General features: G+C 59.6%; 28 protein-coding genes. 12 read left to right on the top strand and 16 right to left on the bottom strand.

Annotated elements, in window-relative coordinates; translation table 11 throughout:
• Window positions 1-145: 145 nt before the first annotated feature.
• The 3 genes from rimK to F8N85_RS04090 are packed head-to-tail and all read right to left on the bottom strand — an operon-like array spanning window position 146 to window position 2,338.
• Window positions 146-1,051: a 30S ribosomal protein S6--L-glutamate ligase gene (rimK, locus tag F8N85_RS04100; protein WP_150802394.1), complete on the bottom strand. Its 906-nt coding sequence runs from the start codon at window positions 1,049-1,051 to the stop codon at window positions 146-148.
• Complete coding sequence (locus F8N85_RS04095) at window positions 1,048-1,497, bottom strand: ATP-dependent zinc protease (RefSeq protein ID WP_191636109.1); 450 nt, start codon at window positions 1,495-1,497, stop codon at window positions 1,048-1,050. Before F8N85_RS04095 ends, rimK begins: the two co-directional genes overlap by 4 nt.
• A 49-nt stretch (window positions 1,498-1,546) precedes the next feature.
• Entirely contained in the window at window positions 1,547-2,338 is a 792-nt protein-coding gene (locus F8N85_RS04090; protein WP_150802392.1) for an EAL domain-containing protein, read from the bottom strand.
• 119 nt (window positions 2,339-2,457) lie between these two features.
• On the opposite strand from F8N85_RS04090, the gene F8N85_RS04085 reads away from it, so the two are divergent.
• From F8N85_RS04085 to F8N85_RS04075, 3 genes are all read left to right on the top strand, one after another.
• Window positions 2,458-2,865: an RNA-binding S4 domain-containing protein gene (locus F8N85_RS04085; protein ID WP_150802391.1), complete on the top strand. Its 408-nt coding sequence runs from the start codon at window positions 2,458-2,460 to the stop codon at window positions 2,863-2,865.
• 180 nt (window positions 2,866-3,045) lie between these two features.
• Window positions 3,046-3,948 carry an Hsp33 family molecular chaperone HslO gene (gene hslO / locus F8N85_RS04080; RefSeq protein ID WP_150802390.1) on the top strand — a complete coding sequence of 301 codons (903 nt, stop codon included), beginning with the start codon at window positions 3,046-3,048 and terminating at the stop codon, window positions 3,946-3,948.
• Between the two features lie 179 nt (window positions 3,949-4,127).
• On the top strand, window positions 4,128-5,672 hold the full coding sequence (locus tag F8N85_RS04075) for a phosphoenolpyruvate carboxykinase (protein WP_150802389.1): 1,545 nt from the start codon (window positions 4,128-4,130) through the stop codon (window positions 5,670-5,672).
• A gap of 119 nt (window positions 5,673-5,791) precedes the next feature.
• Here F8N85_RS04075 and F8N85_RS04070 read toward each other — a convergent pair whose 3' ends face one another.
• The 4 genes from F8N85_RS04070 to F8N85_RS04055 form a co-directional block, all read right to left on the bottom strand.
• On the bottom strand, window positions 5,792-6,145 hold the full coding sequence (locus F8N85_RS04070) for a DUF1493 family protein (protein ID WP_150802388.1): 354 nt from the start codon (window positions 6,143-6,145) through the stop codon (window positions 5,792-5,794).
• A 60-nt stretch (window positions 6,146-6,205) separates the two neighbouring features.
• Window positions 6,206-6,802 carry a Fic/DOC family protein gene (locus F8N85_RS04065; protein WP_150802387.1) on the bottom strand — a complete coding sequence of 199 codons (597 nt, stop codon included), beginning with the start codon at window positions 6,800-6,802 and terminating at the stop codon, window positions 6,206-6,208.
• Complete coding sequence (locus tag F8N85_RS04060) at window positions 6,802-6,972, bottom strand: YhfG family protein (protein WP_150802386.1); 171 nt, start codon at window positions 6,970-6,972, stop codon at window positions 6,802-6,804. Before F8N85_RS04060 ends, F8N85_RS04065 begins: the two co-directional genes overlap by 1 nt.
• A 183-nt stretch (window positions 6,973-7,155) precedes the next feature.
• Window positions 7,156-7,452: a hypothetical protein gene (locus tag F8N85_RS04055; protein ID WP_150802385.1), complete on the bottom strand. Its 297-nt coding sequence runs from the start codon at window positions 7,450-7,452 to the stop codon at window positions 7,156-7,158.
• A gap of 427 nt (window positions 7,453-7,879) precedes the next feature.
• On the opposite strand from F8N85_RS04055, the gene F8N85_RS04050 reads away from it, so the two are divergent.
• The 4 genes from F8N85_RS04050 to F8N85_RS04040 all read left to right on the top strand — a co-directional run bounded on the left by F8N85_RS04050 (window position 7,880) and on the right by F8N85_RS04040 (window position 9,969).
• A complete protein-coding gene (locus F8N85_RS04050) occupies window positions 7,880-8,602 on the top strand; it encodes a hypothetical protein (protein ID WP_150802384.1) in 723 nt (240 codons plus the stop codon).
• A complete protein-coding gene (locus F8N85_RS04045; RefSeq protein WP_150802383.1) occupies window positions 8,595-9,293 on the top strand; it encodes a nucleotidyl transferase AbiEii/AbiGii toxin family protein in 699 nt (232 codons plus the stop codon). The genes F8N85_RS04050 and F8N85_RS04045 overlap by 8 nt, the downstream gene beginning before the upstream one ends.
• A gap of 22 nt (window positions 9,294-9,315) precedes the next feature.
• Window positions 9,316-9,465: a hypothetical protein gene (locus F8N85_RS34490; protein WP_191636106.1), complete on the top strand. Its 150-nt coding sequence runs from the start codon at window positions 9,316-9,318 to the stop codon at window positions 9,463-9,465.
• Between the two features lie 69 nt (window positions 9,466-9,534).
• Window positions 9,535-9,969, top strand: coding sequence for a protein phosphatase 2C family protein (locus tag F8N85_RS04040; RefSeq protein ID WP_150802382.1), 435 nt, complete (start codon window positions 9,535-9,537; stop codon window positions 9,967-9,969).
• Window positions 9,970-10,021: 52 nt separating this feature from the next.
• Here F8N85_RS04040 and F8N85_RS04035 read toward each other — a convergent pair whose 3' ends face one another.
• A complete protein-coding gene (locus F8N85_RS04035) occupies window positions 10,022-11,089 on the bottom strand; it encodes a S8 family peptidase (RefSeq protein WP_191636105.1) in 1,068 nt (355 codons plus the stop codon).
• Between the two features lie 307 nt (window positions 11,090-11,396).
• Between F8N85_RS04035 and F8N85_RS04030 the strand changes: the two genes are divergently transcribed.
• Both F8N85_RS04030 and F8N85_RS04025 read left to right on the top strand, forming a co-directional pair.
• Window positions 11,397-13,325, top strand: a complete 1,929-nt coding sequence (locus tag F8N85_RS04030) for an ATP-dependent DNA helicase RecQ (protein ID WP_150802381.1) — start codon at window positions 11,397-11,399, stop codon at window positions 13,323-13,325.
• Between the two features lie 73 nt (window positions 13,326-13,398).
• Window positions 13,399-13,830 carry an acyl-CoA thioesterase gene (locus F8N85_RS04025; RefSeq protein ID WP_150802380.1) on the top strand — a complete coding sequence of 144 codons (432 nt, stop codon included), beginning with the start codon at window positions 13,399-13,401 and terminating at the stop codon, window positions 13,828-13,830.
• Window positions 13,831-13,920: 90 nt separating this feature from the next.
• Here the strand turns inward: F8N85_RS04025 and F8N85_RS04020 are convergent, their stop codons facing one another.
• The 4 genes from F8N85_RS04020 to F8N85_RS04005 all read right to left on the bottom strand — a co-directional run bounded on the left by F8N85_RS04020 (window position 13,921) and on the right by F8N85_RS04005 (window position 18,914).
• Window positions 13,921-14,409 (bottom strand): glycine zipper domain-containing protein, encoded by a 489-nt coding sequence (locus F8N85_RS04020; protein WP_150802379.1) that lies wholly within the window; start codon window positions 14,407-14,409, stop codon window positions 13,921-13,923.
• Between the two features lie 338 nt (window positions 14,410-14,747).
• Window positions 14,748-17,096: an FdhF/YdeP family oxidoreductase gene (locus F8N85_RS04015; protein ID WP_150802378.1), complete on the bottom strand. Its 2,349-nt coding sequence runs from the start codon at window positions 17,094-17,096 to the stop codon at window positions 14,748-14,750.
• Window positions 17,093-17,932, bottom strand: coding sequence for a formate dehydrogenase accessory sulfurtransferase FdhD (gene fdhD, locus F8N85_RS04010; RefSeq protein WP_150802377.1), 840 nt, complete (start codon window positions 17,930-17,932; stop codon window positions 17,093-17,095). Before fdhD ends, F8N85_RS04015 begins: the two co-directional genes overlap by 4 nt.
• Window positions 17,933-18,026: 94 nt before the next feature.
• The gene (locus F8N85_RS04005; protein WP_150802376.1) at window positions 18,027-18,914 is read right to left on the bottom strand and encodes a LysR family transcriptional regulator; all 888 of its coding nucleotides are present in this window, start codon (window positions 18,912-18,914) and stop codon (window positions 18,027-18,029) included.
• A gap of 139 nt (window positions 18,915-19,053) precedes the next feature.
• Between F8N85_RS04005 and lysM the strand changes: the two genes are divergently transcribed.
• Window positions 19,054-19,494, top strand: coding sequence for a peptidoglycan-binding protein LysM (gene lysM / locus F8N85_RS04000; protein WP_150802375.1), 441 nt, complete (start codon window positions 19,054-19,056; stop codon window positions 19,492-19,494).
• A 135-nt stretch (window positions 19,495-19,629) separates the two neighbouring features.
• Here lysM and yrfG read toward each other — a convergent pair whose 3' ends face one another.
• Window positions 19,630-20,292 (bottom strand): GMP/IMP nucleotidase, encoded by a 663-nt coding sequence (yrfG, locus tag F8N85_RS03995; protein ID WP_150802374.1) that lies wholly within the window; start codon window positions 20,290-20,292, stop codon window positions 19,630-19,632.
• Window positions 20,293-20,380: 88 nt separating this feature from the next.
• Here yrfG and nudE point away from each other — a divergent pair, with 88 nt between their 5' ends.
• Complete coding sequence (nudE, locus tag F8N85_RS03990) at window positions 20,381-20,947, top strand: ADP compounds hydrolase NudE (RefSeq protein WP_150802373.1); 567 nt, start codon at window positions 20,381-20,383, stop codon at window positions 20,945-20,947.
• An 11-nt stretch (window positions 20,948-20,958) separates the two neighbouring features.
• On the top strand, window positions 20,959-21,786 hold the full coding sequence (gene cysQ / locus F8N85_RS03985) for a 3'(2'),5'-bisphosphate nucleotidase CysQ (protein ID WP_150802482.1): 828 nt from the start codon (window positions 20,959-20,961) through the stop codon (window positions 21,784-21,786).
• 30 nt (window positions 21,787-21,816) lie between these two features.
• Here the strand turns inward: cysQ and F8N85_RS03980 are convergent, their stop codons facing one another.
• Genes F8N85_RS03980 through F8N85_RS03970 form a run of 3 tightly spaced genes read right to left on the bottom strand, consistent with a single transcriptional unit; the run spans window position 21,817 to window position 25,525 of the window.
• Window positions 21,817-22,272: a thioesterase domain-containing protein gene (locus tag F8N85_RS03980; protein ID WP_150802372.1), complete on the bottom strand. Its 456-nt coding sequence runs from the start codon at window positions 22,270-22,272 to the stop codon at window positions 21,817-21,819.
• A gap of 47 nt (window positions 22,273-22,319) precedes the next feature.
• A complete protein-coding gene (locus tag F8N85_RS03975) occupies window positions 22,320-23,720 on the bottom strand; it encodes a sigma-54-dependent transcriptional regulator (protein ID WP_150802371.1) in 1,401 nt (466 codons plus the stop codon).
• The gene (locus tag F8N85_RS03970) at window positions 23,717-25,525 is read right to left on the bottom strand and encodes a sensor histidine kinase (RefSeq protein WP_150802370.1); all 1,809 of its coding nucleotides are present in this window, start codon (window positions 25,523-25,525) and stop codon (window positions 23,717-23,719) included. Before F8N85_RS03970 ends, F8N85_RS03975 begins: the two co-directional genes overlap by 4 nt.
• Window positions 25,526-25,560 lie beyond the last annotated feature (35 nt).

Here is a 25,560-nt window from a genome sequence, read left to right as displayed (position 1 = left end):
CTCCCGCTGGAGGCCGAAGGACTCCCAAAGCCAGCAACCGCGCTCTATCAGATGAAATACGGAAGCTGGTTTTACGACCGCTACGCCCGAGCGCGGACCGGGCCGCGGGGGCAAGCCCCCTCGCCACAGTGGATTGGGCAGGGCCTCAGCCCTTACCCTTGGTCCTTGTCATATTCGGCCCGCTATTCTTTTCCAGATGCTCGATGATGATCCCCGCCACATCCTTGCAAGTGGTGGTTTCAATCCCTTCCAGCCCTGGCGAGGAATTAACCTCCATCACCAACGGCCCGTGGTTGGAGCGCAGGATATCCACGCCCGCCACGCTCAGGCCCATGACCTTGGCCGCGCGCAAGGCAGTCATGCGCTCTTCGGGGGTGATCTTGATCAGGCTGGCGCTGCCACCCCGGTGCAGGTTGGAGCGGAATTCGCCGGGCTTGGCCTGACGCTTCATCGCCGCGATCACCTTGTCGCCGACCACGAAGCAGCGGATGTCCGCACCTCCGGCTTCCTTGATGTACTCCTGGACCATGATGTTCTGCTTGAGGCCCATGAACGCCTCGATCACCGACTCCGCCGCAGTGGCGGTTTCGCACATCACCACGCCGATGCCCTGGGTGCCTTCCAGCACCTTGATCACCAGCGGTGCGCCGTTAACCATCGCGATCAGGTCGGGAATATCGTCCGGTGAGTGGGCAAAACCGGTGACCGGCAAGCCGATACCACGACGCGAAAGCAATTGCAGCGAACGCAGTTTGTCCCGCGAGCGGGCGATGGCCACGGACTCGTTGAGCGGGAACACGCCCATCATTTCGAACTGGCGCAATACTGCGCAACCATAAAACGTCACCGAAGCACCGATCCGCGGGATCACCGCATCGAAGCCCTCCAGTGGCCTGCCACGGTAGTGGATCTGCGGCTTATGACTGGCAATGTTCATATAGGCGCGCAGGGTATCGACCACCACCATTTCATGGCCACGCTCGGTGCCGGCCTCGACCAGACGACGAGTGGAATACAGACGCGGGTTACGCGACAGCACAGCGATCTTCATGCAACACCTGTGGCAAGGGTAGTGGATGCCGGGAATGCCGGCTTGTCTTGAACGTATTTGATTCCCGGATTGACCACCAACTGGCCGTCGATCAGGGCTTTGGAACCGAGTAACAAGCGATAACGCATGGACTTGCGGCAGGCCAGGGTGAACTCCACCCGCCAGACCCGATCGCCCAGCGCCAGGGTGGTGCTGATCACGTAACGCACTTGTGCCTGACCGTTGGAGCTTTTAATCGTCTTCATTGCCACCAGCGGCGCTTCGCAGTGCCGATGGCGCAGTTGCACCACGGTGCCCAGGTGCGCATTGAAGCGCACCCACTTTTCCCCGTCACGCTCGAACGGCTCGATCTCGGTGGCATGCAGGCTGGAGGTGCTGGCGCCGGTGTCGATCTCCGCCCGCAGGCCCGCCACTCCCAAATCCGGGAGCGCTATCCACTCGCGCAGACCAACAACGGTCAAATGGTCAAATGTCTTCAAATGGGTCAGCCAGCGATTAACGTATCCAAGCCTCGGGAGCAACCGGGGCCAGCGCTTTGAATGCGGGTTTGGCGAACCAGTAACCCTGCATCAGAAATATTCCACAGTCGTCCAGAAAGTCCCGTTCACCAGCACTTTCGATGCCTTCGGCAATGACTGTAACGTCCAGTTCCGCACACATGGCGACAATCCCCCGCACGATGGCCTGACGGACACGGTCACGGTCGACATCGCGGATCAGCGCCATGTCGAGTTTGATCAGGTCCGGTTGGAAATCTGCGAGTAAATTCAGCCCGGAATAGCCCGAACCAAAATCATCGATGGCCGTCTTGAAGCCGAATTCGCGGTATTCACGCAGAATATTGGTCAAATGGCGATAGTTATCTACGTGCTGGCTTTCCAGTGTCTCGAAAATCAGCTTGTCGAGAGGGAAATCGTGTTTTCTGGCCGCCTCCAGGGTGCTGCGAATACACAGCTCCGGGCGGTAAACCGCATTGGGCATGAAGTTGATGGAGAGGTGACTCTGCATGCCTAAAGACGCTGCGCCTTCAATGGCCCGGATGCGGCAAAGCTGATCGAAACGGTAACGGTTTTCTTCGGTGATCTGCTCGAGTACCGACAGCGCGCCTTCACCTGCCGTACCCCGGACCAGCGCCTCATGAGCGAAAATGGACTGATCGCGCAAATCGACGATGGGTTGGTAAGCAAAGGTAAAGTCGAAACCCAGCGGGTTGTCCTGCTGGCATCCCTGGCAGTGGTCGCTGGGCGAGGTTGAGGTTGAGGTTAAAGATGTCGGGAAAATGGTCACTCGTGAACTCCGCGCCAAGACTACAGGCATAAGCCGGGCATTCTATCCGCCCACATGGATTGATGGGCCCGACAGAAACAGTAGTACAGTTCCGAGCATCCACCGAACGAGGAAATTCCATGGCACAAAAAACCGAAGAGGACGACAAGGTTCGTCTGGATAAGTGGTTGTGGGCTGCGCGCTTTTATAAAACCCGCGCGCTGGCCAAAGCGGCGATTGAAAGCGGTAAAGTGCATTGCCGGGGCGATCGTTGCAAGCCAGGCAAAGAACCGAGAATCGGCGATGAATTTCAGATCCGCGCCGGTTACGACGAGCGCACTATAGTGGTCCTGGGGTTGTCCGTGGTGCGCCGTGGCGCGCCGGAAGCCCAGGCACTGTACGCCGAAACCGAAGCCAGCATCGCCAAGCGCGAAAACGCTGCGGCAATGCGCAAGGCCGGTTCCCTGGGGGTCAGTACCGACGGCAAGCCGACCAAGAAACAACGGCGCGATCTATTCAAGTTCCATGGTGGACATGATGGGGAGTAGGGCTGTCCCGCTTGAGGGAGTAAATTACCCGGAGCCAACCCGCCAAGAGCTGCCTGGCTTGGAACAATCCCCGATTGTTCATAAAATGCCTCCCATGGCCGAGAATCACGCACCGATCGGTGTCAAAACGCTTTTCGTCGCCCTGTAACCCTCTAGTCATCACTTCAGATACCCAGACCTATGACCGATCTACCGGATACCGACTACACCCAACGCTTCATCTTCGATGACAGCGACGCCCGCGGCGAGCTGGTTGCGTTGGAGCGTAGCTACGCCGAAGTACTCGCCAAACACCCCTATCCGGAACCGGTCGCCCAACTGCTCGGCGAGCTGATGGCGGCTGCGTCGCTGCTGGTTGGCACTTTGAAGTTCGATGGCTTGCTGATTCTCCAGGCCCGCTCCGAAGGCCCGGTACCCTTGCTGATGATCGAGTGCTCCAGCGAACGCGAAATCCGTGGCCTGGCCCGTTATCACGCCGAGCAGATCGCCCCTGACGCCACCCTTGCCGATCTGATGCCGCAAGGTGTGCTGGCGCTGACCGTCGATCCCACCCATGGCCAGCGTTACCAGGGCATCGTCGACCTCGACGGCGCCGACCTGTCGGAATGCTTCACCAATTATTTCGTCATGTCCCAGCAAGTCGGCACGCGCTTCTGGCTCAATGCCGATGGCCGTCGCGCCCGTGGCCTGCTGCTGCAGCAACTGCCGGCCGATCGCATCAAGGACGACGAAGAACGCGCCGCCAGCTGGCAGCACATCACCACCCTGGCCGGCACCCTGACCGCCGATGAACTGCTCAGCCTGGATAACGAAACCGTGTTGCACCGCCTCTACCATGACGAAGCGGTACGCCTGTTCGATGTGCAGACTCTGCGCTTTCGCTGCAGCTGCTCGCGGGATCGTTCGGGTAACGCGCTGGTCAGTCTGGGGCAGGAAGACGCGCAACAACTGGTCATCGAAAATGGCGGTAGCGTCGAGATCGATTGCCAGTTCTGCAACCAACGCTACCTGTTTGACGCCGCCGATATCGCTCAATTGTTCGCGGGAGCGGGTGTCGACACACCGTCAGATACTCGTCACTAAAACGATTCAGCACAGGTAAATCACCTGTTGAACGCCGGAATAACGCCGGTCTGACGGGAGGGCCCTACTATTTTTGGTCATTTCTGGCATAATCCGGCCCACTTTTTTCGCGGTAGTAGTGCACGACTTTCTACTACAAAACGTTTCGAGCACTCGGCCACTGGCCGACGGGGAACCTCATGACGCAAGCCAATAACGCCGTATACACCGATCTGAGTGTTGACGATCTGGTTAAAGAAGCCCTGAACCGCGGCGAAGGCGAGCTGTCCGATACCGGCGCTCTGGTAGTTCACACCGGTCACCGTACCGGTCGCTCGCCAGTCGACCGTTTCATCGTTGAAGAGCCTTCCACCCAGGCCGCCATTGCCTGGGGCCCGATCAACCGCAAGTTCCCGGCCGACAAGTTCGACGCCCTGTGGAACCGCGTTGAAGCCTATCTGGCCGAGCGCGAGCGTTTTGTTTCCTACGTTCATGTAGGTTCTGATCCTGCGCACTACCTCCCGGTCAAAATGACCACCGAGACTGCGTGGCACAACCTGTTCGGCCGTTGCCTGTTCATCAATCCTGAAGCGTACAACCCGGCTGGCAAGGACGAGTGGCAAGTCATCAACGCCCCAGCGTTCGTCTGCGAACCTGAGCGTGACGGCACCAACTCCGATGGCACCGTGATGATTAACTTCGCGGCCAAGAAAGTCCTGCTCGCAGGCATGCGTTACGCCGGCGAAATGAAAAAAGCCCTGTTCTCGGTCCAGAACTTCCTGCTGCCAGCAGTCGACGTCCTGCCGATGCACTGCGCGGCCAATATGGGCGAAGAGGGCGACGTTACTCTGTTCTTCGGCCTCTCCGGCACCGGTAAAACCACGCTGTCCGCTGACGAAAGCCGCTACCTGATCGGCGACGACGAACACGGCTGGGGTGTTGGCGTGGTGTTCAATATCGAAGGCGGTTGCTATGCCAAGTGCATCGACCTCTCCGAGAAGAACGAGCCGGTCATCTGGAAAGCCATCCAGCACGGCGCCGTACTGGAAAACGTCGTACTCGATCCGGTCACCAAGAAAGCCGACTACGCCGATGACAGCCTGACCCAGAACAGCCGCGCCGCTTACCCGCGTGAACTGATCGAAAAACGCGCGCCGAAAAACCTCGGTGGCGAGCCAAACGCTGTGATCTTCCTGACCTGCGACCTGACCGGCGTACTGCCGCCCGTCTCGATCCTCAGCGAAGAACAAGCGGCCTACCACTTCCTGTCCGGCTACACCGCTCTGGTGGGTTCGACCGAAATGGGTTCCGGCAGCGGCATCAAGTCGACCTTCTCCACCTGCTTCGGCGCACCGTTCTTCCCGCGTCCGGCCGGCGAATACGCTGAACTGCTGATCAAGCGCATCCGCGGCTTCGGCTCCAAGGTCTACCTGGTCAACACCGGCTGGACCGGCGGTGGCTACGGCGTCGGCAAGCGCTTCAACATCCCGACCACCCGTGGCGTCATCGCGGCGATCCAGAGCGGCGCGTTGATCGGCGTAGAAACCGAACACCTGGACACCATCAACCTCGACGTGCCCCTGGTCGTACCGGGCGTTGAGACTGGCCTGTTGAACCCACGCAACACCTGGGCCGACAAAGCGGCTTACGACGAAGCGGCCAAAGCACTGGCTGGCTTGTTCGTTGAGAACTTCAAGAAGTTCGATGTAAGCGACGCGATCAAGGCTGCTGGCCCGAAGTTGTAATTATCGGCTAGTGGTTTGAGGTAACAAAAAAACCGCCCTTTCAGAGGCGGTTTTTTTTTGCTTGTTGAATGCTGAGCCAGACTTCCCACGCTTTATTCCTGATCGCGATGGCTTGGAAACTAGAGCCCTTCCAGCTCCTGAGTCTCCCAGCGCTGCGCCTTGATAGCGCCATACAGCATGCCGATGGTCAGCGGGAGTTTGTCGCCGCGGCCCTTGGCCCTGCGTTTGAGGAACGGGTCGTAGCCTTTCGGCTGGAAGTAGCAATAGGCGTCGTAGTCGATGAGGTCGAGGGTGAAGTGCTCGGTCAGTGCTTCCATCAGTTGCTCTGCGTCGGCGCCGTCGCAGCCGAGGTCGAAGTTGATCGAGGTTTGCAGGCTGATGGTTTTGCGTTCAGGCAGGCCGAGCTCTTCGTGCAGCAGCTGCATGAGGCGTCGCATCGCTTGATCGTCGGGGAAGCCGATGGCGAGTTTCATGGTTAACAATCCGGTTGGGGTTGCGGGCTGGCGGCGAGTGTAAAGCCAAACCGTCAGCATCTAGCGCGGGATTTTTCCGATACAGCGTTTGAATAGGGTCTCCAGCCCTCGGTAGTCGCAGGCTACGGCGTCGACGTTGGCCGGTACCCAATCGGCAACATCGACCAGCCACCAATCAACGGTAAAACCGGCATTGATGATGATGTGTTCGAACAGGATGCGTTGGGCTCGACCGTTGCCATCACGGAACGGGTGAATGACGTTGAGATCGCCATATGCCTCGGCAACCTTGATCACCAGATCGGATTTGGATGCGCCCGCGAACCAGGAGGCTTTTTCCATGGCGCGAAATATTTTCTCGGCCTCGGGGACGATTCGTTCAGCGGTGCAGAACAGGGTTTCATCCTTCTGGATATTGATTGTCCTTAGTTCGCCGGCCCATTCGTAGACGTCCGAAAACAGGGTTTTATGAACGACCTGGAAGAAGCCCAGATCGTAGGGCGCAGGGTGTAGACGAAGTGTGCTGGCGGCAATTTCAGAGAACTCTCGTTCGGCCTGCTGAAGGAGGGGCTCGTCATGAATATTGAGCAGGTTGCGCAGCACTCCGCTATCCGGATAGCAATAAGGATCCAGGTTGCCCCCATATTGACCGGGCATCAGCTTGGGCTCTTGAGGTATTTACGCAGTACCGCTTCCCGGCTGGGGAGCGGTTTGTCGGTGTCGGCACGTGTTGTGTCGAAGCCTTCCAGGCGCAGGCTCGCCAGGTAGTTTGACCGGCGGACGCTGTCGTAATGGTCCTGCTTTTGCTCAAACGTCAGTTTGTTCATCACGTTTGCCTCACGCTGCAAGACCCAATTGTAGTTCAAGGGATCGGGGCCGGCCGTTGGCTTTTTGGTGCTCCCAGGTTTCCGGGCTTTTGCGTGAGGGTCAGGGAAAATCACTGGGCCATAGTTTTTTCGCAGGCAAGCCAGCTCCCACAAGAGGCATGGCGTGCCTGTTAGTGCGGTGTGTCAGCTGGGTGCTTTCCAATTCAACATGCGTTGCTGCGCGACTTCGAGAAGGTCGCAGCCGTCCTGTGTCAGCAGGTAGAGGGCATTAGTGATGTGGGGGATGTCTTTAATGTCTGCCTGGTTGAAGCACAGGCAATACAGGGTTTCGAGCAAGTCGCTGGAGGCGCGGATACGTTGATGGGCGGCGTCGAGGATGGCTTGAGGGCAGGCCTCTGTGTCGATGGCGAGCACGGACGTGTCAGTGATGCTGGTTTTGAGGGGGCGGTAGCGTTCTACAAACGGATTCATAGTTTGCATGTTGGTTACTCGGTTTGCTGTTAAGTAACCGCCATCATCGTGACCAAACAATGGGTGGCGGACTGTGTGCAGGTTGGTCAACCGGAAACAGCAATCCGGTACGCCCGAAGGCGTCCCACACACAGCCGCCATAGCAATGCGCCGCGAAGGCATAGAAGCTCGCAGAGCAAGTGATGGCACTTATGTGTGCTGTTTTCAGGTGACCAAACCTGTTCGCTGATTTTGCAGCGACGGCGCGAACTATAGGGGTGTTTCGCGTAGCCGTGCAAGGTGTTGCGAGGCCTCAATGGGTTGTGGCTAAGCAGCTAAAGACTGAGGCGAAGACTGATCCAAACGTCCTACTTGTTTTTCCGGTTGACAGGTAAACCTACTTCTACTCTACAGTGTCCTCAGTCCGCGGACTGCGGACAAGATGGGTGAGGGCTTTATGAAAGGTCAAGATATTTTGCTTCTCTTCAAGCTCGTCAGCCTGGAGGAGCAGGAACTGGGGGATGAGAGCAAGAAAATCCGCCTCAATGTTTCTCGTCGACTGGATGAGCTAGAGGCTCAAGAGATCAGAGAGGAGTCCGGACGTTACATCGATGTTGAGCGGACAGTGAAAATCGTTGGCATTCAACTTTCCGATGCGCTGGACTGGCAAGGTTGGGACGATGAACCCTATGACGAACTCCCGGTTAATACGGAAAGTTATACCGTTCGAGGGTTGGCTGCTGCCTTGGGGTTGGGTAAAACCGAGATATCCAGTTCCCTCAAACGCTGCCGGGAGGTGGGGCTGGTGATTTCTTACCTGGAAGAGAACCTTCCGCGCGTCAACCGAAGAGGTTTACTGGACCTGGTGGCGCATGGGCTCAAGTATTTCTTTCCTGCCAGGCCAGGCGCCATCGTAAGAGGTATTCCTACTGCGTTTGCTGCGCCCATTCTTGAGGGCAAGCTGATGAGTGCGGGTGAGCTGATCCCGGTCTGGCCCTCGGCGCAGGGGAAGAAGAAAGGCCAGGCCATCACCCCGATTTACAAGACAGTGCCTCAGGCCGTGAAGTCGGATTATTTGCTGTATCACTATCTGGCGTTGGTCGATGCGGTTCGCATCGGAAGCCCGCGAGAAGCTGAGGTCGCGAACTCAATGCTAAGAAAATGGATGCTTCATGAGTAAGAAACAACAAGAGCTGCTGGAGATGCTGGACGTTGTCGCACAGGCGTTGGGTGATGAGCTAAGACAGCAGGTGGCGTTTGTCGGCGGTTGCACTACGGCGTTGTTGGTGACTGACGAAGTCACGCTGGAAGATCTGCGTTTTACCGATGATGTCGATCTGGTGGTTCACCTCGCGGGCTATGCAGGCTGGCCCAGGCTGATGGAGCAACTCCGTCAGCGCGGCTTCATGGAAAGCCCTCTGGATGAGGTGAACTGCAGGATGCGTCTGGGCGAGTTGAAAGTGGATTTCATGCCGTCAGATGAATCAATCCTCGGCTATTCCAATATCTGGTTCGATGAAGGTTTTCAGCAGGCACAGTTGCATACCTTGCCGAGTGGTCTGGAGATCAGGGTGTTTTCTCCAGCCTGCTTTCTGGCAACAAAATTTGCAGCCTACGCCGGTAGGGGCCGGGGTGATGTGCTCAATAGCAAAGACATAGAAGACATCGTCAACCTGGTTGATGGCCGCGAAGAACTGATCGCCGAAGTCAGTGAAGCTGCAGAGCCCCTGAAGCAGTATCTGGCCGAGCATTTCACAGCTTTGCTCCGAAACCGGGATTTCGGTTACGTCCTGCAAAGTGCTACGCGAAATGATGGGGAACGCGAGCAAATACTTCGTCACCGTTTTGCCAAAATGAGTGAAGGAAATTAGCCGGGTGCCCAGCCATAGACTGATGAGCTTTCAAGGAACTCGCACCGCCGATATTCGCGATCATGCGGGCTTTGCCAGTCAGGGCGACTTCCATTTGTACCTGATTGCCGATGGCAGCAGCACGTCCGCCGAGAGTGGCGAACTGGCTTATGCACTGGTCAGGTACATGTAGACCGGCTTCTCTGCGCTGAGCGAAGATCTGCTGAAAACGGGTGGAGCCGAGGCACTGCTCCTGGAGCTTTTGTCCGATGCTCGATATGCGTTGGTCAGTCAATACAAGGTGGCGTGCGTCAGTTATTTGATAGTGGTGTTGGGACCCGACGTTATCACGGTCATCCATGGTGGTGATTGCTGCTTTGGCCGGCGCGAGCAGGAGGGGTCAATTGAATGGCTGACGGCGCCTCACTGCCAGCCGAACTGGCGCGGTGACCTTGCTCATGAAGTCATTGCTCGTGATGTTGGTCGTCACAGACTGACACGTAGTTTCAGTGGGCGACGTGAACTGGATCCTTGCGTCAGCCGATTTGATCTCCAGCCCGGTTCACGCTGGCTGCTGGCCAGTGACGGGTTTTGGGCGGATCTGTCCATAGACATACAATTGGCCTCTCTGGAAGCGGGGGCGATCAAGGATCCTGGCGGTGACGATGACATCACCTGCATCGAGATCCGGCCTTGATAGGGGGTAATCAATTTTGTGTGCTCCCACGCTCGCGTGGGAACTCACCGGATTATTCGACCATCTGTTCAGGTGTGAGACGCGAGGCGGCCTCGAGGTCCAGCAAGCCTCTGCCGTAAGCTTCGCTATTGGCGTAGATGCCGGTGCGGTTGGCGCTGCTGAGCAACAATTCGCGCACTTGCTGCGGGCTGAGTTTCGGGTAACGGCTTTGCAGGGCTGCAAGGGCGCCGCTGACCATCGCGGCAGCTGGCGAGGTGCCGGCGGTTTGCACATAGCTGCCGTCGTTGCCGGTGGTCAACAGCCCTGCGCCGCCATCGCCGCCTGGCACCGCGATGCACCAGCGCGCCGCCAGGCCGCAGTAGTTGGATTTGAGGTTGATGGCGGTGCCATCGTTCTTCAGGGCCATGACCGCGATCCAGCCCTTTTCCAGTTCGGGCACCAAAGCCGGCAGTCCCGGTTCGGCCAGGGGTTCACGCTTGACTTCATTGCCGGTGGAGAAAACGAATACCGCACCTTGATCCACCAGTTTTTTGGCCACTTCGAGGGAGTCGCCCATCAACCGTTCATAGATCACGGTTTCATTGGTGTTGGCTTCTATCGGGTTGGCCCAGGAGTTACTAAGGATGCGTGCACCCTTGTCGAATCCGGCCTGCCAGGACTTGGCGATTTCGCTGTCGAAGTAGAAGGGTTCCTTGTCGTCACCGAATCGCATGGGGATCAGTTGGGCGTTGAAGGCCATGCCGTGCATCCCTTGATCATTCTTGTTCGCGGCGAGGATGCCGGCCATTTGTGTGCCGTGTCCCTTGGGGTCAATAGTGCCGGGCAGATTGCGCACAAAGTCGTAGCCAGGATCGGCCAGGCGCCCCTGAAACGCTGGCAGGCTGGCGTTCAAGCCTGAGTCGATCAGGGCAACGGTGACGCCCTGGCCGGTGCCGCCACGCGCGTAAAGCGTCGAGGCCTTGATCACGGCCAAGCCTTTTTGCGCCTGATACTCGGGTGTTTCGAAGGCTGCTGCGCCTGGCTCTACTATGGGTGTTTCCGGGACGGTAAGGCATCCGGCCAATAACAGTGGCACGGTCAGCAAGCCGGTGCGCGATAGCACTGAAAACATAAACTGCATGATGCAATCCTTCATGTAGGATCCGCGGGCATCAGGCTTCCTGCCGTGATGAGGGGGCCGCGGACGGTGGTTATTGCTACGGGCGAGGTGTGTTGAGCAGAGATTTTTGTCGCCCTGATTTTTTTGGCCACGCCAGGTCAGTCCGGGCGCAAGCGATGAACCTTATCGGTTGAAGGTGCGGGGGAGTGAGGTAATTAGTTGTGCCGTTTGTATCAACCTGTAGTGTTTTACCCCCGACCTTTTTTCGATCCGCTGAGCTTGTCGCGCTAGGCTTCAGACATCTCAGCGGTCAACGGAGTGACAGCTTATGCACAACACCCTTGAACAGGTCTTCGGTTATCCACAGTTCCGGCCCGGCCAGGAGATGGCGGTCAGTGCGGTGTTGGCTGGACGTTCGGCGGCGGCGATTTTTCCTACCGGGTCGGGCAAGTCGTTGTGTTATCAACTGCCGGCCTTGCTGCTGCCGCACCTGACGCTGGTGGTCTCGCCGTTGCTGGCGTTGATGCAGGATCAGCTGGCGTTCCTGGCGCGTCATGGCATCGCGGCGGCGAGTATCGATTCGGTACAGAGCCGGGATGACGCCAACGAGGTCATGGCGCGGGCCCGGTCCGGCGAGTTGAAGATCCTGATGATTTCCGTGGAGCGCCTGAAGAACGAGCGCTTCCGCAATTTTTTGCAGCAGGTACCGATCTCTCTGCTGGTGGTCGACGAGGCGCACTGTATTTCGGAATGGGGGCATAACTTCCGTCCGGACTATTTGAAGCTGCCGGGCTATCAACGCCAGTTCAACATCCCCCAGGCGTTGCTGCTGACCGCCACCGCGACGCCGAAAGTGATCGCCGACATGCAGGCGAAATTCGCCATCGCGGCGGATGATGTGGTGACCACCGGTTTCTACCGGCCGAACCTCAACCTGTTGGTGGAGCCGGTGCGCGGCCAGGACAAGCGTCGACGTTTGGTCGAGTGGCTGGGCCAGCGTGCCGGGCAGCCGAGTATCGTCTACGTCACCTTGCAGAAAACCGCCGAGCAGATCGCTCTGCACCTCAGCCAGCATGGCATTGCGGCCGAGGGATACCACGCCGGTCTACCCAATGAAAAACGCGAGGCGATTCAGCGGCGGTTCATGGCTGGACAGTGCAATTGCATCGTCGCCACCATCGCTTTCGGCATGGGTATCGACAAGAGCGATATCCGCAACGTGGTGCATTTCGACTTGCCGAAATCCATCGAGAACTACAGCCAGGAAATCGGCCGCGCCGGGCGTGACGGGCAGCCGTCCGACTGCCTGGTGCTGGCCAACCGCGACAGTCTCAATGTGCTGGAGAATTTCGTTTACGGTGACACGCCGGAGCTGAGCGGGATTCGCTGTGTGCTGGACGAGCTGCAAGCGGCCAGCCCCGAAGGGCAATGGGAGTTTCTGCTCGGACCCTTGGCGGATCAGAGCAACATTCGCCAATTGCCGCTCAAGACCTTGCTGGTGCAGCTAGAGCTGCGCGGTTTGATTGCGCCACGCTATGCCTATTTCGCTGACTACCGCTTCAAGTTTCTGGTCGAGCCAGAGGCCTTGCTGGCACGTTTCGAGGGTGAACGACGGGACTTTGTCTCGGCGATCATTCAGACCTCAAGCCGCGCCCGAACCTGGGCCACGGTGAATTTCGACGCCTTGTATCAGCAGCATCAAGCCGAACGAAACCGGGTGGTGAAGGCCCTGGATTATTTCCAGGAGAAGGGCTGGGTGGAACTGGAAAGCAAGCAAATGACCGAGGTCTACAGCTTGCTGAAGACGGATTTCGATGCGCAGCTGCTGAGCGCTGAATTGCATGCTGGTTTCACCCAGCATGAACGCACCGAGATCGCGCGGATTCACGCCATGCTCGATTTGTTCGCCACCGAGCATTGCCTTGGTTATCGACTGGCCCGGTATTTCGGCGACGAAAACGCGCCTCAGCAGTGCGGGCACTGTTCGGTGTGCCATGGACAGGTTGCTCGCCTACCAGCACCTCCTGTATTGCCGGCGCTTGTGGATAAAAACTTCCAGGCACTGTGCGGCGACTTTATCCACAGGCATGAGCAGTACACCGGCAGCCTGCCGGGTGCTGAGCGACTGACGCGATTCCTGTGCGGGATCAGCGTGCCGCTGTTCACCAAACTCAAGGCCCGGGCGATTCCGGGGTTTGCCGCGTTGGAGGACTATCCCTATGCCGAGGTGAGGCAGTGGGCCGAGGAGAATCTTTAGGACAACGTGTCGCCCCCGACCGAGGCGATCGCAGCGATTACACTATTTGCCCCATTAGCCGAGAGACCACTCAATGACCGACCAGATGCCACAACGCGCTGATTACCGCCACTTCCAGCCGATCATCACCCGTTGGCACGACAATGATGTCTACGGTCATGTGAATAACGTCACCTACTACAGCTTTTTCGACACAGCGGTGAACACCTACCTGATCGAAGAGGGTGGGCTGGATATTCACGACGGAGAGGTGGTGGGCTTTGTAGTGAGTTCAGCCTGCGACTACTTTGCCTCGATTGCTTTCCCCGAGCGCATCGAAATCGGTTTGCGGGTCGGCAAGTTGGGCAATAGTTCGGTGCAGTACGAGCTGGCGGTGTTCAAGGCGGGAGAAGAAGATGCCTGCGCGGCGGGGCGCTTCGTGCATGTGTTTGTGGATCGGGCGTCGAATCAGCCGGTGGCGATTCCTGCGGCGTTGCGCGGGGCACTGGAGCAATTGGTGGTGTGAACAAAAAAATCGCAGCCTGTCGGCAGCTCATGTAGGAGCTGTCGCAGGCTGCGATCTTTTAGAAAGGCCGAGCGCAAAACACTTTAAGCCTTAACGGTGGCGATTGTGTTTGTGATGCTTGCGATGCCCATAGGCATGACCACGGCCGGGATGGCCGTCACGGTAGTAGCGGCGGTCATCGCGGCCGCGACTGCTGTGGCGACGATCGTCGTCGTCATCGCTCTTGTTGCCCATGTAGTTACCCAGCGCGCCACCGGCACCGCCACCCGCGGCAGAACCGATCAGGCTGCCGGTGGTGCCGCCCATGCTGCGGCCGACCACGTTACCGCCGGCTGCGCCCAGCGCACCGCCGATGGCTGCTTCGCCACGGCTACGTTTGTCCGCGCCGACCGCACTACCGCCTGCGCCACCCAGGGCTGCACCGATAGTGGAACCGGTGCTGCCGCCTAACGACTGACCGACCACCGAGCCTAGAACCCCGCCCAATGCGCCGCCCACACCTGCTTCGGTGGTGCCTCCGGCAGAAGCGATGCCACTGGCCAGGCTAAGGGACAACAAGAGAATCGAGGAGAACTTCATACGAAAAACCTCAAGGGGATGACGGCGCGATCCTGAGGCTGAGTGATGGGCGTTACAATCGAAATCCGACGAGTAACACGACTTCAACACATTTCTATAAGTTACTGTTTTTTAGGCGGAACTTAACGGTTTTTCGCGGGTCTTTAACTACTGGTGACGGGCCGTTTTCATGCGAAAGCGGCCTTTTTTGTGGGCGTTTGGAAAGTTGCTGATCAGCGCCACCTTTAAAAGATCGCAGCCTGCGGCAGCTCCTACGCCGACCGCGTATACCCGTAGAATTTCAGATGCACATCAATCCTGTAGGAGCTGCCGCAGGCTGCGATCTTTTGATCTTGCTTTTACGCCGACTTCGCCATGATCAATCCATTGTCACTCGCCGCTTCCAGGCGGATCGCGACAAACTTCGATGTCGGCGTGTGGCTGCCGTCGCCAGTGCTTTCCAGCGGCACCAGCGGGTTCACCTCAGGGTAATAGGCGGCAGCTTGCCCGGCGGGGATATCGAAGGCGAGCAAGGTGAAGCCCTTGACCCGCCGTTCGCGAGCATCGTCCCAGATCGACACGATGTCGGCTTTCTGGCCGGGTTTGAAGCCCAGGCGGATGATGTCGGCTTCGTTGACGAACAACACGTCACGCTGACCCTTGACGCCACGATAGCGATCGTCGAGGCCGTAGATGGTGGTGTTGTACTGATCGTGGGAGCGCATCGACTGCATAATCAGGTCTGGCAGTACGCCAGTGGCGCGGGTGCGCTCATGCACCAGATCGACCGGCAAAATGTTCGGGCGGAAATTCGCCCGGCCCGATGCGGTATTCCAGCGCCTTTCGCCAGCGCTGCTGCCCAGGTAGAAACCACCCGGATTTTCCAGGCGCTGGTTGAAGTCCTTGAAGCCGGGAATGGTGTCGGCAATCAGTTCGCGAATGCGTCGGTAATCGGCGACGAGCCAGTTCCAGTCCACCGGGTGCGTCCCCAATGTCGCGGCAGCGATGCCGGCAATGATCGACGGCTCTGAGCGCATCAGTTTGGAGATTGGCTGTAACTGCCCGTTAGAGGCGTGGACCATGCTGAAAGAGTCTTCCACGGTGACCGCTTGCGGGCCCTCGGACTGCAGGTCGATATCGGTACGGCCAAAGCATGGCAGGATCAGTGCCTCTTTACCGTGGGCCAGATGGCTGCGGTTGAGCTTGGTGCTGATCTGCACGGTCAGGTCGCAATTGCTCAGCGCCTGAAAGGTCCGTGTACTGTCCGGGGTCGCCTGGGCGAAGTTGCCACCCAGGCCGATAAAGACTTTCGAGCGGCCGTCGAGCATCGCATGGATGGCCTCGACGACGTTGTGACCGTTTTCACGCGGTACCTTGAACTGGAAGCGTCGTTCCAGCGCATCGAGGAAGAACGCCGGTGGGCGCTCGTTGATGCCCATGGTGCGGTCGCCCTGCACATTACTGTGGCCGCGTACCGGACACAGGCCAGCGCCCGGGCGTCCGAGGTTGCCGCGCAGCAGCATCAGGTTGGTGATTTCCTGGATGGTTGGCACCGAGTGGCGATGCTGGGTAATGCCCATGGCCCAGCACATGATGACGTTCTGGGCCTTGGCGTACATGCGCGCGAGCTGTTCGATCTCAGCCAGCGGCAAGCCGGACTGCTCGATGATCTGTTCCCACGAGGTAGCGTCAATAGCGGCCAGATACTCGAGCACGCCAGCGGTGTGTTCGTTGAGGAAGTCGTGGTCGAACACCGCCGGTTCGTTTGCCAGCTGTGCTTCGCGTTCCCATTGCAGCAGGAACTTGGCCATGCCGCGCAGCAACGCCATGTCACCGCCCAACGCCGGACGGAAGTACCCGGTGTTGGTCGGACGATCACCGTTGGTGAGCATCTCGATAGGGCGTTGCGGGTGTTGGAAGCGTTCCAGCCCGCGCTCTTTGAGCGGGTTGATGCACACCACCTGGGCGCCGCGTTTCACCGCCTCGCGCAAGGGTTCGAGCATCCGCGGGTGGTTGGTGCCGGGGTTTTGCCCGAGGACGAAAATCGCATCGGCGTGTTCGAAGTCATCGAAAGTCACTGTGCCTTTGCCGACTCCGATGCTCTGCGCCATGGCTACACCGCTGGCTTCGTGGCACATGTTCGAGCAGTCGGGGAAGTTGTTGGTACCATAGGCGCGCACAAACAGCTGATAAAGGTACGCCGCTTCGTTGCTGGCCCGACCCGAGGTGTAGAACTCGGCTTGATTGGGGCTGGCGAGGTTTTGCAGGTGCTTGCCAATCAGCGTGAAAGCCGCTTGCCAACTGATGGGGGTGTAACGGTCGGTTTCAGCGTCATAGCTCATCGGCTCGGTGAGGCGACCCTGGTATTCGAGCCAGTAATCACTCTGCTCCAGCAACGAACTGACGCTGTGCTTGGCGAAAAAAGCGCCATCTACCCGGCGCTTGGTGGCTTCCCAGTTGACTGCCTTGGCGCCGTTTTCACAGAACTTGACCATGCCACTTTCCGGCGAGTCGCCCCAGGCGCAACCCGGGCAGTCAAGGCCGCCGTTCTGGTTAGTCTTGAGCATCATGCGGATGTTTTTCAGTGCGTTGTCGCTGGTCAACCAGGCTTGAGCGACGCTGATCAGTGCGCCCCAACCGCCGGCCGGGCCCCTGTAGGGCTTGTAGCGCGGGGTTGGTTTTTGGTCGGCTTGTTGATGACTGCTCACGCGTGATTCTCCATCGCAGGGCTATAGACCCGCGGCGCACTTTTTTGCGGCAGGTGAATGAGATTGAGGTTGTGCCGGCGGGCCCACTGCAGGGCCAGGCCGGGGGGTGACGACAGGCTGACCAAGGTCTGAATGCCTGCGCGCAAGACTTTCTGGATCAGTTCCAGACTGCAGCGGCTGGTGACAATCGCCAGGCCGCCGGCAGTGGGAATGTTCTGTCGAATCAGCGCGCCGATCAGTTTGTCGAGGGCGTTGTGTCGGCCGATGTCTTCGCGACCCAGCAGCAGTTCGCCCCGGTTGTTCATGAACACCGCCGCATGCACTGCGCCGCTGTACTGTCCCAAGGGCTGAAAAGCGCTGATGCGCTGACGCAACCCGTCGAGCCACTCGGCTGGCGGCAAGGGCGCGCCAGGTAATACATTCAGTTCAGGCAATGCCTGCTCAACCGCTTCAACACCACAGAGCCCGCAACCGCTGGTTCCGGCCAGTTGGCGGCGTTGCTGCTTGAGGTTCCAGAAAGCGCGGCTGGCGATTTCCACGTGCGCGTACTGCGCCGAGCCCGAACCGCTGAGTTTCAGGTCGTAGATTTCCGAAACGTCGCTAATGATCCCGCTGCCAATACTGAAGCCGACAATGAAGTCTTCAAGATCGCTGGGGGTGACCAGCATCACCGCCTGACTGATCCCGTTATAGGCGATCGCCAGCGCGACTTCTTCAGCGAGCGCGGTGCTGGCTGATTCAGTGTGTTCCAGGTTGCAGTAGTGATAGCTCTGACTGGCGGCGAGCGCGGGAATTTCCAGGGCAGGCGCCGCGCGAGGCTTGCGCTTGGCGTTCATGAGGCAGTACCGACGGTGTATTCACCTTTAAGACTAGGCGCGTCAAAGTGTCGCGTCTAATCGCTAGTTCTGATGTACCGATAGATGCCGTCGATCAAGACTTGTTGAACGATTTTTGATAAAGCGCAAAACAGGCTTCAGCCAGCGCTGAACGCGGCGCGCTGCGGCGCATGATCAGCCCCAGGCGGGCGAGGGTTTGGGCATTCTCGATCGGTTGCAGGCGCAGGTCGTCGGTCAAGGCTTCAAGACCGCCTTCCAGAGGCATTACCGCGCAGCACAGGCCGCCGTGCACCGCCTGGAGCAGCTGATGAACCGCGTCGGTTTGCAGTAGCGGTTGCGGGTGGAGACCACGACTATGGAAGTTGTGGTCGATGGACTGGCGAAAGTGCATGCCGCTGGTGAGCATGCCCAAGGGCAATTCGATCAGCGCCTCCCAGCTCAGGGGTTTTTCACCGAAGCTGAAGAAGCGTTGGTCGTAAAGCAGGCCCATGCGGGTTTCGCTCAGGGCCAGCGAGTCGAAACGTTCGTTGTCCAGCCGCTCCAGGTACGAAACGCCAAGGTCCAGGCGATTGCTCGCCAGTTGCTCGAGGATTTGCTCGGAGCTCAACGCCGACAGTTCGAAGCGCAGGCTCGGGTGTTCTTTGTGCAGGCGCTGCAGCAGCGGTAGCGGGTCGAAGTTCGACAGTGGCACCACGCCCAGGCGCAGGGTCCCGACCAGGTTGCCGCGACAGGCTGCGGCCTCGGCTTGCAGGCCATCGTAGGCCGCCAGCACGGTGCGGGCCCACGCCAGCACCCGCTCCCCGGGGGCAGTAAAACTCTCGAAACGCTGCCCGCGATTGACCAGCGGCAGATCGAGCTCTTCTTCGAGGCTGCGCAGGCGCATGGACAAGGTCGGCTGGGTGATGTGACAGCGGGCGGCGGCTTGGCCGAAGTGACGGGTTTCGTCGAGGGCGATGAGGAATTTCAGCTGTTTGATGTCCATCTTCGCTCCGGGGCGCTGGCTAGGCTCGGGATTCTAGCGCTTGCACAGGGTGGGGTCATTGGTCGGCCTGGAACCGCTCCTTGCCAGGTTGGTCTAGTCTTTCGCGTCTGGACCCATAAATAACCAAGGAGTGTGCGCCATGAGTATTTTTAGCTTTGTGAAGGAAGCAGGTGAAAAGCTTATCGATCTGCTGACGCCCGGCAATGCCAATGCCAGCGAGCAGTTGAAGGAACACATCGCCAAGGTCGGCCTGGGTAATCCGAATGTACAGGCTACGGTAGACGGCGACAAAGTCACGCTCACCGGTGAAGTCGCCAGTCAGGAGGAGAAAGAGAAGATACTGCTGGCCGTGGGCAACATTGCCGGAGTCGGTAGCGTTGACGATCAGATCACCGTGACGGGCCCTGTTGCCAAGGCGGCGCGTTTTGTCACCGTGAAAAAAGGCGACACCCTCAGTGCGATTGCCAAGGCCGAGTACGGCGACGCCAACCAGTACAACAAAATATTCGAGGCCAACAAACCGATGCTGTCGCACCCGGACAAAATCTACCCGGGGCAGACGTTGCGGATTCCTGAATAATTTGAGGTCTTCTGTAGGAGCTGCCGAAGGTTCGGGCCGCGTTCGGACGATCTTTTGATCTTCCGCGATTCATCAGTCAAAAAAGATCAAAAGATCGCAGGCTGCGCCAGCTCCTACAGAGGCAGCCCCTTCGGTCTAGAGCCCTGCAATCAACTCCCGATAATCCCCCACCGCGGCAAACTCCGCGGTGTCCTTGGGCTCTCGGCGGCTGTCCGGTTGGCTGACGGCCAATAGATGCCCGACGCCGAAGTCGCGGGCACTGCGCAGGATCGGCAAGGTATCGTCGATAAACAGACTGCGGGCCGGATCGAAACCGATATCGGCTTGCAGGGCATCCCAGAACTGCGGACTTTCCTTGGCGAAGCCGTAATCGTGGGAGCTGATCAACCGCTCGAAATACGGCGCCAACTCGACTTTTTCCAGCTTCAATGACAGCGAATCGCGGTGCGCGTTGGTGATCAGCACAACCCGCTTGCCGGCCTGTTTGATCGCCGCCAGGAAGGTGTCGGCGTCCGGGCGTAGAGCAATCAGATGGGCGGTTTCCAGCTTGAGTTCGCGCACCGACAGTTTCAGCTCAGCGCTCCAGAAGTCCAGGCAATACCACTGCAACTGACCGGCATTGCGCTCGAACAGCGGCTGCAATTCCAGCTCCGCCATGGCCCGGCTCACCCCATGCAACTCGGCGTAGCGCTGAGGCAGGTGCTCGAGCCAGAAATGATTGTCGTAGTGCAGGTCCAGCAGTGTGCCGTCCATATCCAGCAGAACGGTATCGATATCGCGCCAGGGCAATGAGGGCATGGAAAACTTCTCGAACGGTAGAAAGATATCCGACACAAACAATCGGGTAAGCCGGGGTATAGTACCGCGTTCACCTCAAGGAGCCGCCATGCGCCAGAAACCCACCATACTTGCCCGCGAGATAGTCGCCACCACCCGTTTGTTCTGCGTCGAAGAGCTGCAGTTGCGCTTCTCCAATGGCGTCGAACGCACCTATGAGCGGTTGGTCAGCAAAGGTGTCGGTTATGGCGCGGTGATGATCGTGGCGATGATCGATGACGATCATGCGGTATTGATTGAAGAGTATTGCGGCGGCACCAATGAATACGAATTGTCTTTGCCCAAGGGGCTGATCGAGCCGGGCGAAGATGTGTTGGCGGCAGCCGAGCGCGAGCTCAAGGAAGAGGCTGGTTTTGGTGCGCACCAGCTTGAACATTTGACCGAGCTGTCGTTGTCGCCCGGCTACATGAGCCAGAAGATTCAGGTGGTGCTGGCGACCGAACTGTATGAGGATCGCCTTGAGGGCGACGAACCCGAGCCGATGCGCGTGGATCGAGTCAATCTGCGCGAATTGTCTGCCCTGGTGCAGAATCCGCAATTCACCGAAGGCCGTGCCTTGGCGGCCCTGTACCTGGCCCGCGATGTGCTGACCGAGCGTGGGATGTTTCAGCCATGAGCCAATCTGCCATGGGCTTGCCCCATCCATTGCTGGCTCCGGTCATCGAACTGGCCCTTCAGGCCGGTGAAGCCATTCTGCCGTTCTGGCGCGCCAATGTGGTGGTCACCGCCAAGCTCGACGACTCGCCGGTGACCGCGGCTGACATGGCCGCTCATCATCTGATCCTCGCTGGCCTGACGGCACTGGACCCGAGCATCCCGGTGCTGTCGGAGGAAGATGCCGATATCCCGCTGAGCGTGCGCGCCGGCTGGCAGCGCTGGTGGCTGGTGGACCCATTGGATGGCACCAAGGAATTCATTGCCGGCAGTGAAGAGTTCACCGTCAACATCGCCTTGATCGAGCAGGGGCGGGTGGTGTTCGGCGTGGTGTCGATGCCGACCAATGGCCGCTGCTATTTCGGCGGTGCTGGTCTGGGTGCCTGGCGCGCCGACCAGGACACTGAGCCGACACCGATTCAGGTACGCGACGTTCCGCCCGCGGGTGAAGCGTTTACCGTGGTCGCCAGCCGTCGGCATTCGAGCCCCGAGCAGGAGCGATTGCTGGCCGGGCTGAGTGACAGTCTGGGTGAGCTGCAATTGGCGAGTATCGGTAGCTCGCTAAAGTTCTGCCTGTTGGCGGAAGGTGCTGCCGATTGTTATCCACGGCTGGCGCCGACTTCGCAGTGGGACACCGCTGCCGCGCAGGGCGTGCTGGAAGGCGCGGGGGGAGAGGTGCTGGATTTGAGCGGTGCGCCGTTCAGCTATCCGGCGCGGGAATCGTTATTGAATCCGTTCTTCCTGGCATTGCCGGCCAAAGCTGCGTGGCGGGAGAAGTTGCTGGTGTTGGCTCGCTCCTGAAGATCAAAAGATCGCAGCCTGCGGCAGCTCCTACCGGTGCAACACATATTGCCCGGTAAAGACCACGGCATCCTCATCACTGCCGGCATTGACGATGCGTGAATGCAGCGTCAGCCGGGCCCGTCCGTAACGCTGGTACGTCGCCAGAAACTTCTTCCACACCGGGTCACTCGGCGCATCGCAAATGGCGCTGGCATCGGTGGTGACGGGCAATGGATAGCTGATCTTGCCTTCCTGAATCACGATGTGCCCGTCTTCGATACCCTCTTCACGCAGGCGCAAATGCAGCCAGCCCCAGCCCGCCAATACCGCGCCACAGTAGAGGCTGCCGCCGAACATGGTGCTTTTGTGGTTGACGTTGGCCTCCAGCGGCAGATGCAGGCGCAGTTGTCGGGCTTTCCAGTCGAGCACCTTGAGGCCCATGTCCCGCGTGAGGGGGATGTCGTGATGGAGGATCGATTCCAGATAACGACTGTCGGGGTTCATGCACGGGCCTCTTTTTCAGAATGCTGGTGGGAAGATTAGTCGGTGGCTCAATCGAGCTCGTCGGGGTTGCTGCTGGCAGCGCTGTCGGCGAAATTCAGACCGTGTTTGCGCAGTTTGTCGTGCAAGGTCTTGCGTGGAATGCCCAGCGCTTCTGCAAGGCTGCGCAGCGAGCCGTGGGAGCGAGCCAGCTCGGCGGCGATCAGGGATTTCTCGAAGTTTTCCACTTGCTCGCTCAGACCGCCGCTGAGGTCGACGGTGATGGGAGCACCGCTGCCGCTCTCGGTGTTGTTATCCAGCGCCAGTTCGAGACCGAGGGCGAAACGTTCAGCGGCGTTCTGCAGTTCGCGCACATTGCCCGGCCAGCTATGGCGCAGCAGCAAGGCCCGTTGCCCCGGTTGCAGCTCGTGGGGCGGCAGGCCGTGGCGGGTGCTGGCCTCGTCGGCGAAGTGCTGGAACAGCATCAGCGCGTCTTCGCCGCGCTCGCGAAGCGGTGGAATACGCAGCGGCGCGACGTTCAGCCGGTAATACAAGTCGGCGCGGAAACGCCCCTGATCCGCCGCCTGGCGCAGGTCTTCCTTGGTCGCGGCGATGATGCGGATATCCAGCGGGATCAGTTGATTGCCACCCAGGCGCTCGACCACCCGCTCTTGCAGCAAACGCAGCAATTTGACCTGTACATCCAGGCTCATGCTTTCGATTTCATCGAGGAACAGCGTGCCGCCGTTGGCGAATTCGAATTTGCCGATGCGGCGCTTTTGCGCACCGGTGAACGCCCCGGGCTCGTGGCCGAACAATTCGCTCTCGACCACTGATTCGGCCAAGGCTCCGGCGTTGATCGCGACAAACGGACCGTTGCGACGGCTCGACAGGTCGTGCAGCGCGCGGGCAACCACTTCCTTGCCGGCGCCGGTCTCGCCGAGGATCAGCACGTCGGCTTTGGTCGCGGCCAGTGCGCCGATCTGTTCGCGCAGGCGCAGCATGGGCGCCGAGTGGCCCACCAGCCGCGCACTGAGTTCATGCCGGTCGCTCAGGGCCAGGCGCAGGCTGCGGTTGTCCAGCACCAGTTGGCGCAAGGCCAGGGCACGGCGCACGCTATCGAGCAGGGCGTCGCTGGCGAAGGGTTTTTCCAGGAAGTCATAGGCTCCGGCGCGCATGGCCTGTACCGCCAAGGGTACGTCGCCATGCCCGGTGATCAGCAGCACCGGCAGGTCCGGGTCTTGCGCGTGCAGTTCGTTCAGCAACTCAATGCCGTCCATGCCAGGCATGCGGATGTCACTGACCACCACCCCCGGCCAGTCGCGTCCAAGACGCCCGGCCAGGCCCTTGGCTTCGGCCAGCGGGAGGATTTTCAGCCCGGCGAGGTCGAGGGTCTGGCCCAGGGCCTGGCGCAAATGGGGATCGTCGTCGATCAACACCACCTGGATGCGGCTGTCGATAGCATTGCTCATGCACTGCGGTCCTCGGAGGGTTGCAAATTGACTCCTGGCGCTCCAGCGCGCAGTCGCAGGGTTAGCAGGGCGCCACCTTCGCGATGGTTGGCAAACGACAGTTCACCGCCGAAGTTGCGCATCAGGGTGTCGCAAATGGCCAGGCCCAGCCCGAGCCCTTGGGTGCGGGTCTTGGTGGTGTAGAAAGGCTCGCTGGCGCGGCCAAGGGCCTCCATGCAAAAGCCTGGTCCGTTGTCGCGAATGTACAGGTTGACGCCATTGGCGGTGGCTTCGGCACTCAGCCAGAGTTTGCGTGGCGGACCTTTTTCGGTCAGTGCGTCGAGGGCGTTGGCCAGCAGGTTGCCGAGCACCTGGCGCAGGCGGGTTTCGCCGGCCTCGACCCACAGCGTAGCGGCCGGCAGGTCGCGGATCAGTTCGACTTCCATGGCGCGCCTGCGCTTGGCCAGCAAGGCCAGTGCATCATCCAGCGCCGGTTGCAGGGCAACGCTTTCCGGCGCATGGCGGTCGCGGCGGGCGAAGGCCCGCAGATGCGCGATGATCGAGGCCATGCGTCCGGTCAGCTCGCTGATCAGTTTCAGGTTGCCGCGAGCATCCTCTGTGCGTTGGTGGTCGAGCAGTACTTCGGCGTTTTCCGCATAACTGCGGATCGCCGCCAGCGGTTGATTGAGTTCGTGGCTGATGCTCGCCGACATGGTGCCCAGCGCCGACAGCTTGCCGGCCTGCACCAGGTCATCCTGAGCGCGGACCAGCTCTTGCTGGGCATGCTCGCGCTCCAGCACTTCCTGCTTGAGGCGACGGTTGAGGCCTTCGAGGTCGCTGGTACGTTCGGCGACGCGCACTTCCAGCTCGCGACGGGTCTTGGCTTCGAAGGCGATGCGGTCCAGGTAATGGCGGCGGCGCTGCATCATCAGGCCGAGCAGCAGCATCAGCGCCAACAGCGTCGCGCCACCCACCGCGACCACGGTACGGACCGGGCGGTCGATCAGGGTGCGTGGGGCGAGGATGCTGACACTCCAGCCGGTTTCCTCGATTTGCCGGGTCTGGGTCAGCCAGGCATTAGGGCTGAAGTCCAGCGGTTGTGGGTTGAGGGTTGGGTAGGGCTGGACCGCGGCAATCGCCCCACGCTCTTGGTCGGTCAGCGGACGGGTCGCACGAAAGCGCCATTCCGGTCTCGAGGTGAGGATCACCACGCCGTTGTGATCGGTCACCAGCAGTTGTTCGGGGGTCTTGCCCCAGAGGCTTTCGGTATGATCAAGGTCGACCTTGACCACCAGCACGCCAATGATCCGCTCACCGTCGCGTACCGGGGCGGCAAAGAAGTAACCGCGCTTGGCCGAAGTCGTGCCCAGTCCGAAGAAACGCCCCAGACGCCCGGCCATGGCTTCGCTGAAATACGGCCGGAAAGAGAAATTACGTCCGACAAAACTGTCTTTTTTGTCCCAGTTGGACGCCGCCAGGGTCTTGCCGGAGGGGTCCATCAAATACATGACTTCGGCGCCGGTCTGGGCGCAGATGTCCTTGAGCAAGCGGTTGGCGTTATCTTGACTGGCACCCTGTTCAGGGGTGGCGAGGGCGGCACGCAAGGCTGGCAGGTCACCGACGATTTGCGGCATCACTTCGTAGCGATGCAGCGTGCCCAGCAGGTTGGCGACGTAGAGGTCGAGGGTCTGCCGGTTCTGCCCTGCCAGCTCGCTGCGGTAATAACGCTCGGCCAGGTGCTCCAGTGGCCACAGCAACGGCGCCAGGCATAGCGCGAGCAGTGCCAGGCTGCGCCATCGGGGTCTGCGGGGAAGGGTGGGAGTCATGGGTGTCGAACGCCTGTGGGTACAGACGCATTATG

The sequence above is a fragment of the Pseudomonas fluorescens genome (assembly GCF_902497875.1).
Classification (GTDB): domain Bacteria; phylum Pseudomonadota; class Gammaproteobacteria; order Pseudomonadales; family Pseudomonadaceae; genus Aquipseudomonas; species Aquipseudomonas fluorescens_BR.
Note: the sequence above shows the minus strand (reverse complement) of the source record. Positions and strands in the feature narration are given on the sequence as shown.

Coding starts and splice junctions, on each gene's coding strand:
- F8N85_RS04030 (WP_150802381.1), top strand. CDS start 11,397: ATGCACAACACCCTTGAACAGGTCTTCGGTTATCCACAGTTCCGGCCC.
- F8N85_RS03970 (WP_150802370.1), bottom strand. CDS start 25,525: ATGACTCCCACCCTTCCCCGCAGACCCCGATGGCGCAGCCTGGCACTG.
- yrfG (WP_150802374.1), bottom strand. CDS start 20,292: ATGCCCTCATTGCCCTGGCGCGATATCGATACCGTTCTGCTGGATATG.
- nudE (WP_150802373.1), top strand. CDS start 20,381: ATGCGCCAGAAACCCACCATACTTGCCCGCGAGATAGTCGCCACCACC.
- F8N85_RS04035 (WP_191636105.1), bottom strand. CDS start 11,089: ATGCAGTTTATGTTTTCAGTGCTATCGCGCACCGGCTTGCTGACCGTG.
- rimK (WP_150802394.1), bottom strand. CDS start 1,051: ATGAAGATCGCTGTGCTGTCGCGTAACCCGCGTCTGTATTCCACTCGT.
- F8N85_RS04075 (WP_150802389.1), top strand. CDS start 4,128: ATGACGCAAGCCAATAACGCCGTATACACCGATCTGAGTGTTGACGAT.
- F8N85_RS03975 (WP_150802371.1), bottom strand. CDS start 23,720: ATGAGCAATGCTATCGACAGCCGCATCCAGGTGGTGTTGATCGACGAC.
- F8N85_RS04020 (WP_150802379.1), bottom strand. CDS start 14,409: ATGAAGTTCTCCTCGATTCTCTTGTTGTCCCTTAGCCTGGCCAGTGGC.
- F8N85_RS04050 (WP_150802384.1), top strand. CDS start 7,880: ATGAAAGGTCAAGATATTTTGCTTCTCTTCAAGCTCGTCAGCCTGGAG.
- fdhD (WP_150802377.1), bottom strand. CDS start 17,932: ATGAACGCCAAGCGCAAGCCTCGCGCGGCGCCTGCCCTGGAAATTCCC.
- F8N85_RS04065 (WP_150802387.1), bottom strand. CDS start 6,802: ATGCCCGGTCAATATGGGGGCAACCTGGATCCTTATTGCTATCCGGAT.
- F8N85_RS04070 (WP_150802388.1), bottom strand. CDS start 6,145: ATGAAACTCGCCATCGGCTTCCCCGACGATCAAGCGATGCGACGCCTC.
- F8N85_RS04055 (WP_150802385.1), bottom strand. CDS start 7,452: ATGCAAACTATGAATCCGTTTGTAGAACGCTACCGCCCCCTCAAAACC.
- F8N85_RS34490 (WP_191636106.1), top strand. CDS start 9,316: ATGAGCTTTCAAGGAACTCGCACCGCCGATATTCGCGATCATGCGGGC.
- F8N85_RS03980 (WP_150802372.1), bottom strand. CDS start 22,272: ATGAACCCCGACAGTCGTTATCTGGAATCGATCCTCCATCACGACATC.
- F8N85_RS04085 (WP_150802391.1), top strand. CDS start 2,458: ATGGCACAAAAAACCGAAGAGGACGACAAGGTTCGTCTGGATAAGTGG.
- cysQ (WP_150802482.1), top strand. CDS start 20,959: ATGGGCTTGCCCCATCCATTGCTGGCTCCGGTCATCGAACTGGCCCTT.
- hslO (WP_150802390.1), top strand. CDS start 3,046: ATGACCGATCTACCGGATACCGACTACACCCAACGCTTCATCTTCGAT.
- F8N85_RS04045 (WP_150802383.1), top strand. CDS start 8,595: ATGAGTAAGAAACAACAAGAGCTGCTGGAGATGCTGGACGTTGTCGCA.
- lysM (WP_150802375.1), top strand. CDS start 19,054: ATGAGTATTTTTAGCTTTGTGAAGGAAGCAGGTGAAAAGCTTATCGAT.
- F8N85_RS04005 (WP_150802376.1), bottom strand. CDS start 18,914: ATGGACATCAAACAGCTGAAATTCCTCATCGCCCTCGACGAAACCCGT.
- F8N85_RS04060 (WP_150802386.1), bottom strand. CDS start 6,972: ATGAACAAACTGACGTTTGAGCAAAAGCAGGACCATTACGACAGCGTC.
- F8N85_RS04025 (WP_150802380.1), top strand. CDS start 13,399: ATGACCGACCAGATGCCACAACGCGCTGATTACCGCCACTTCCAGCCG.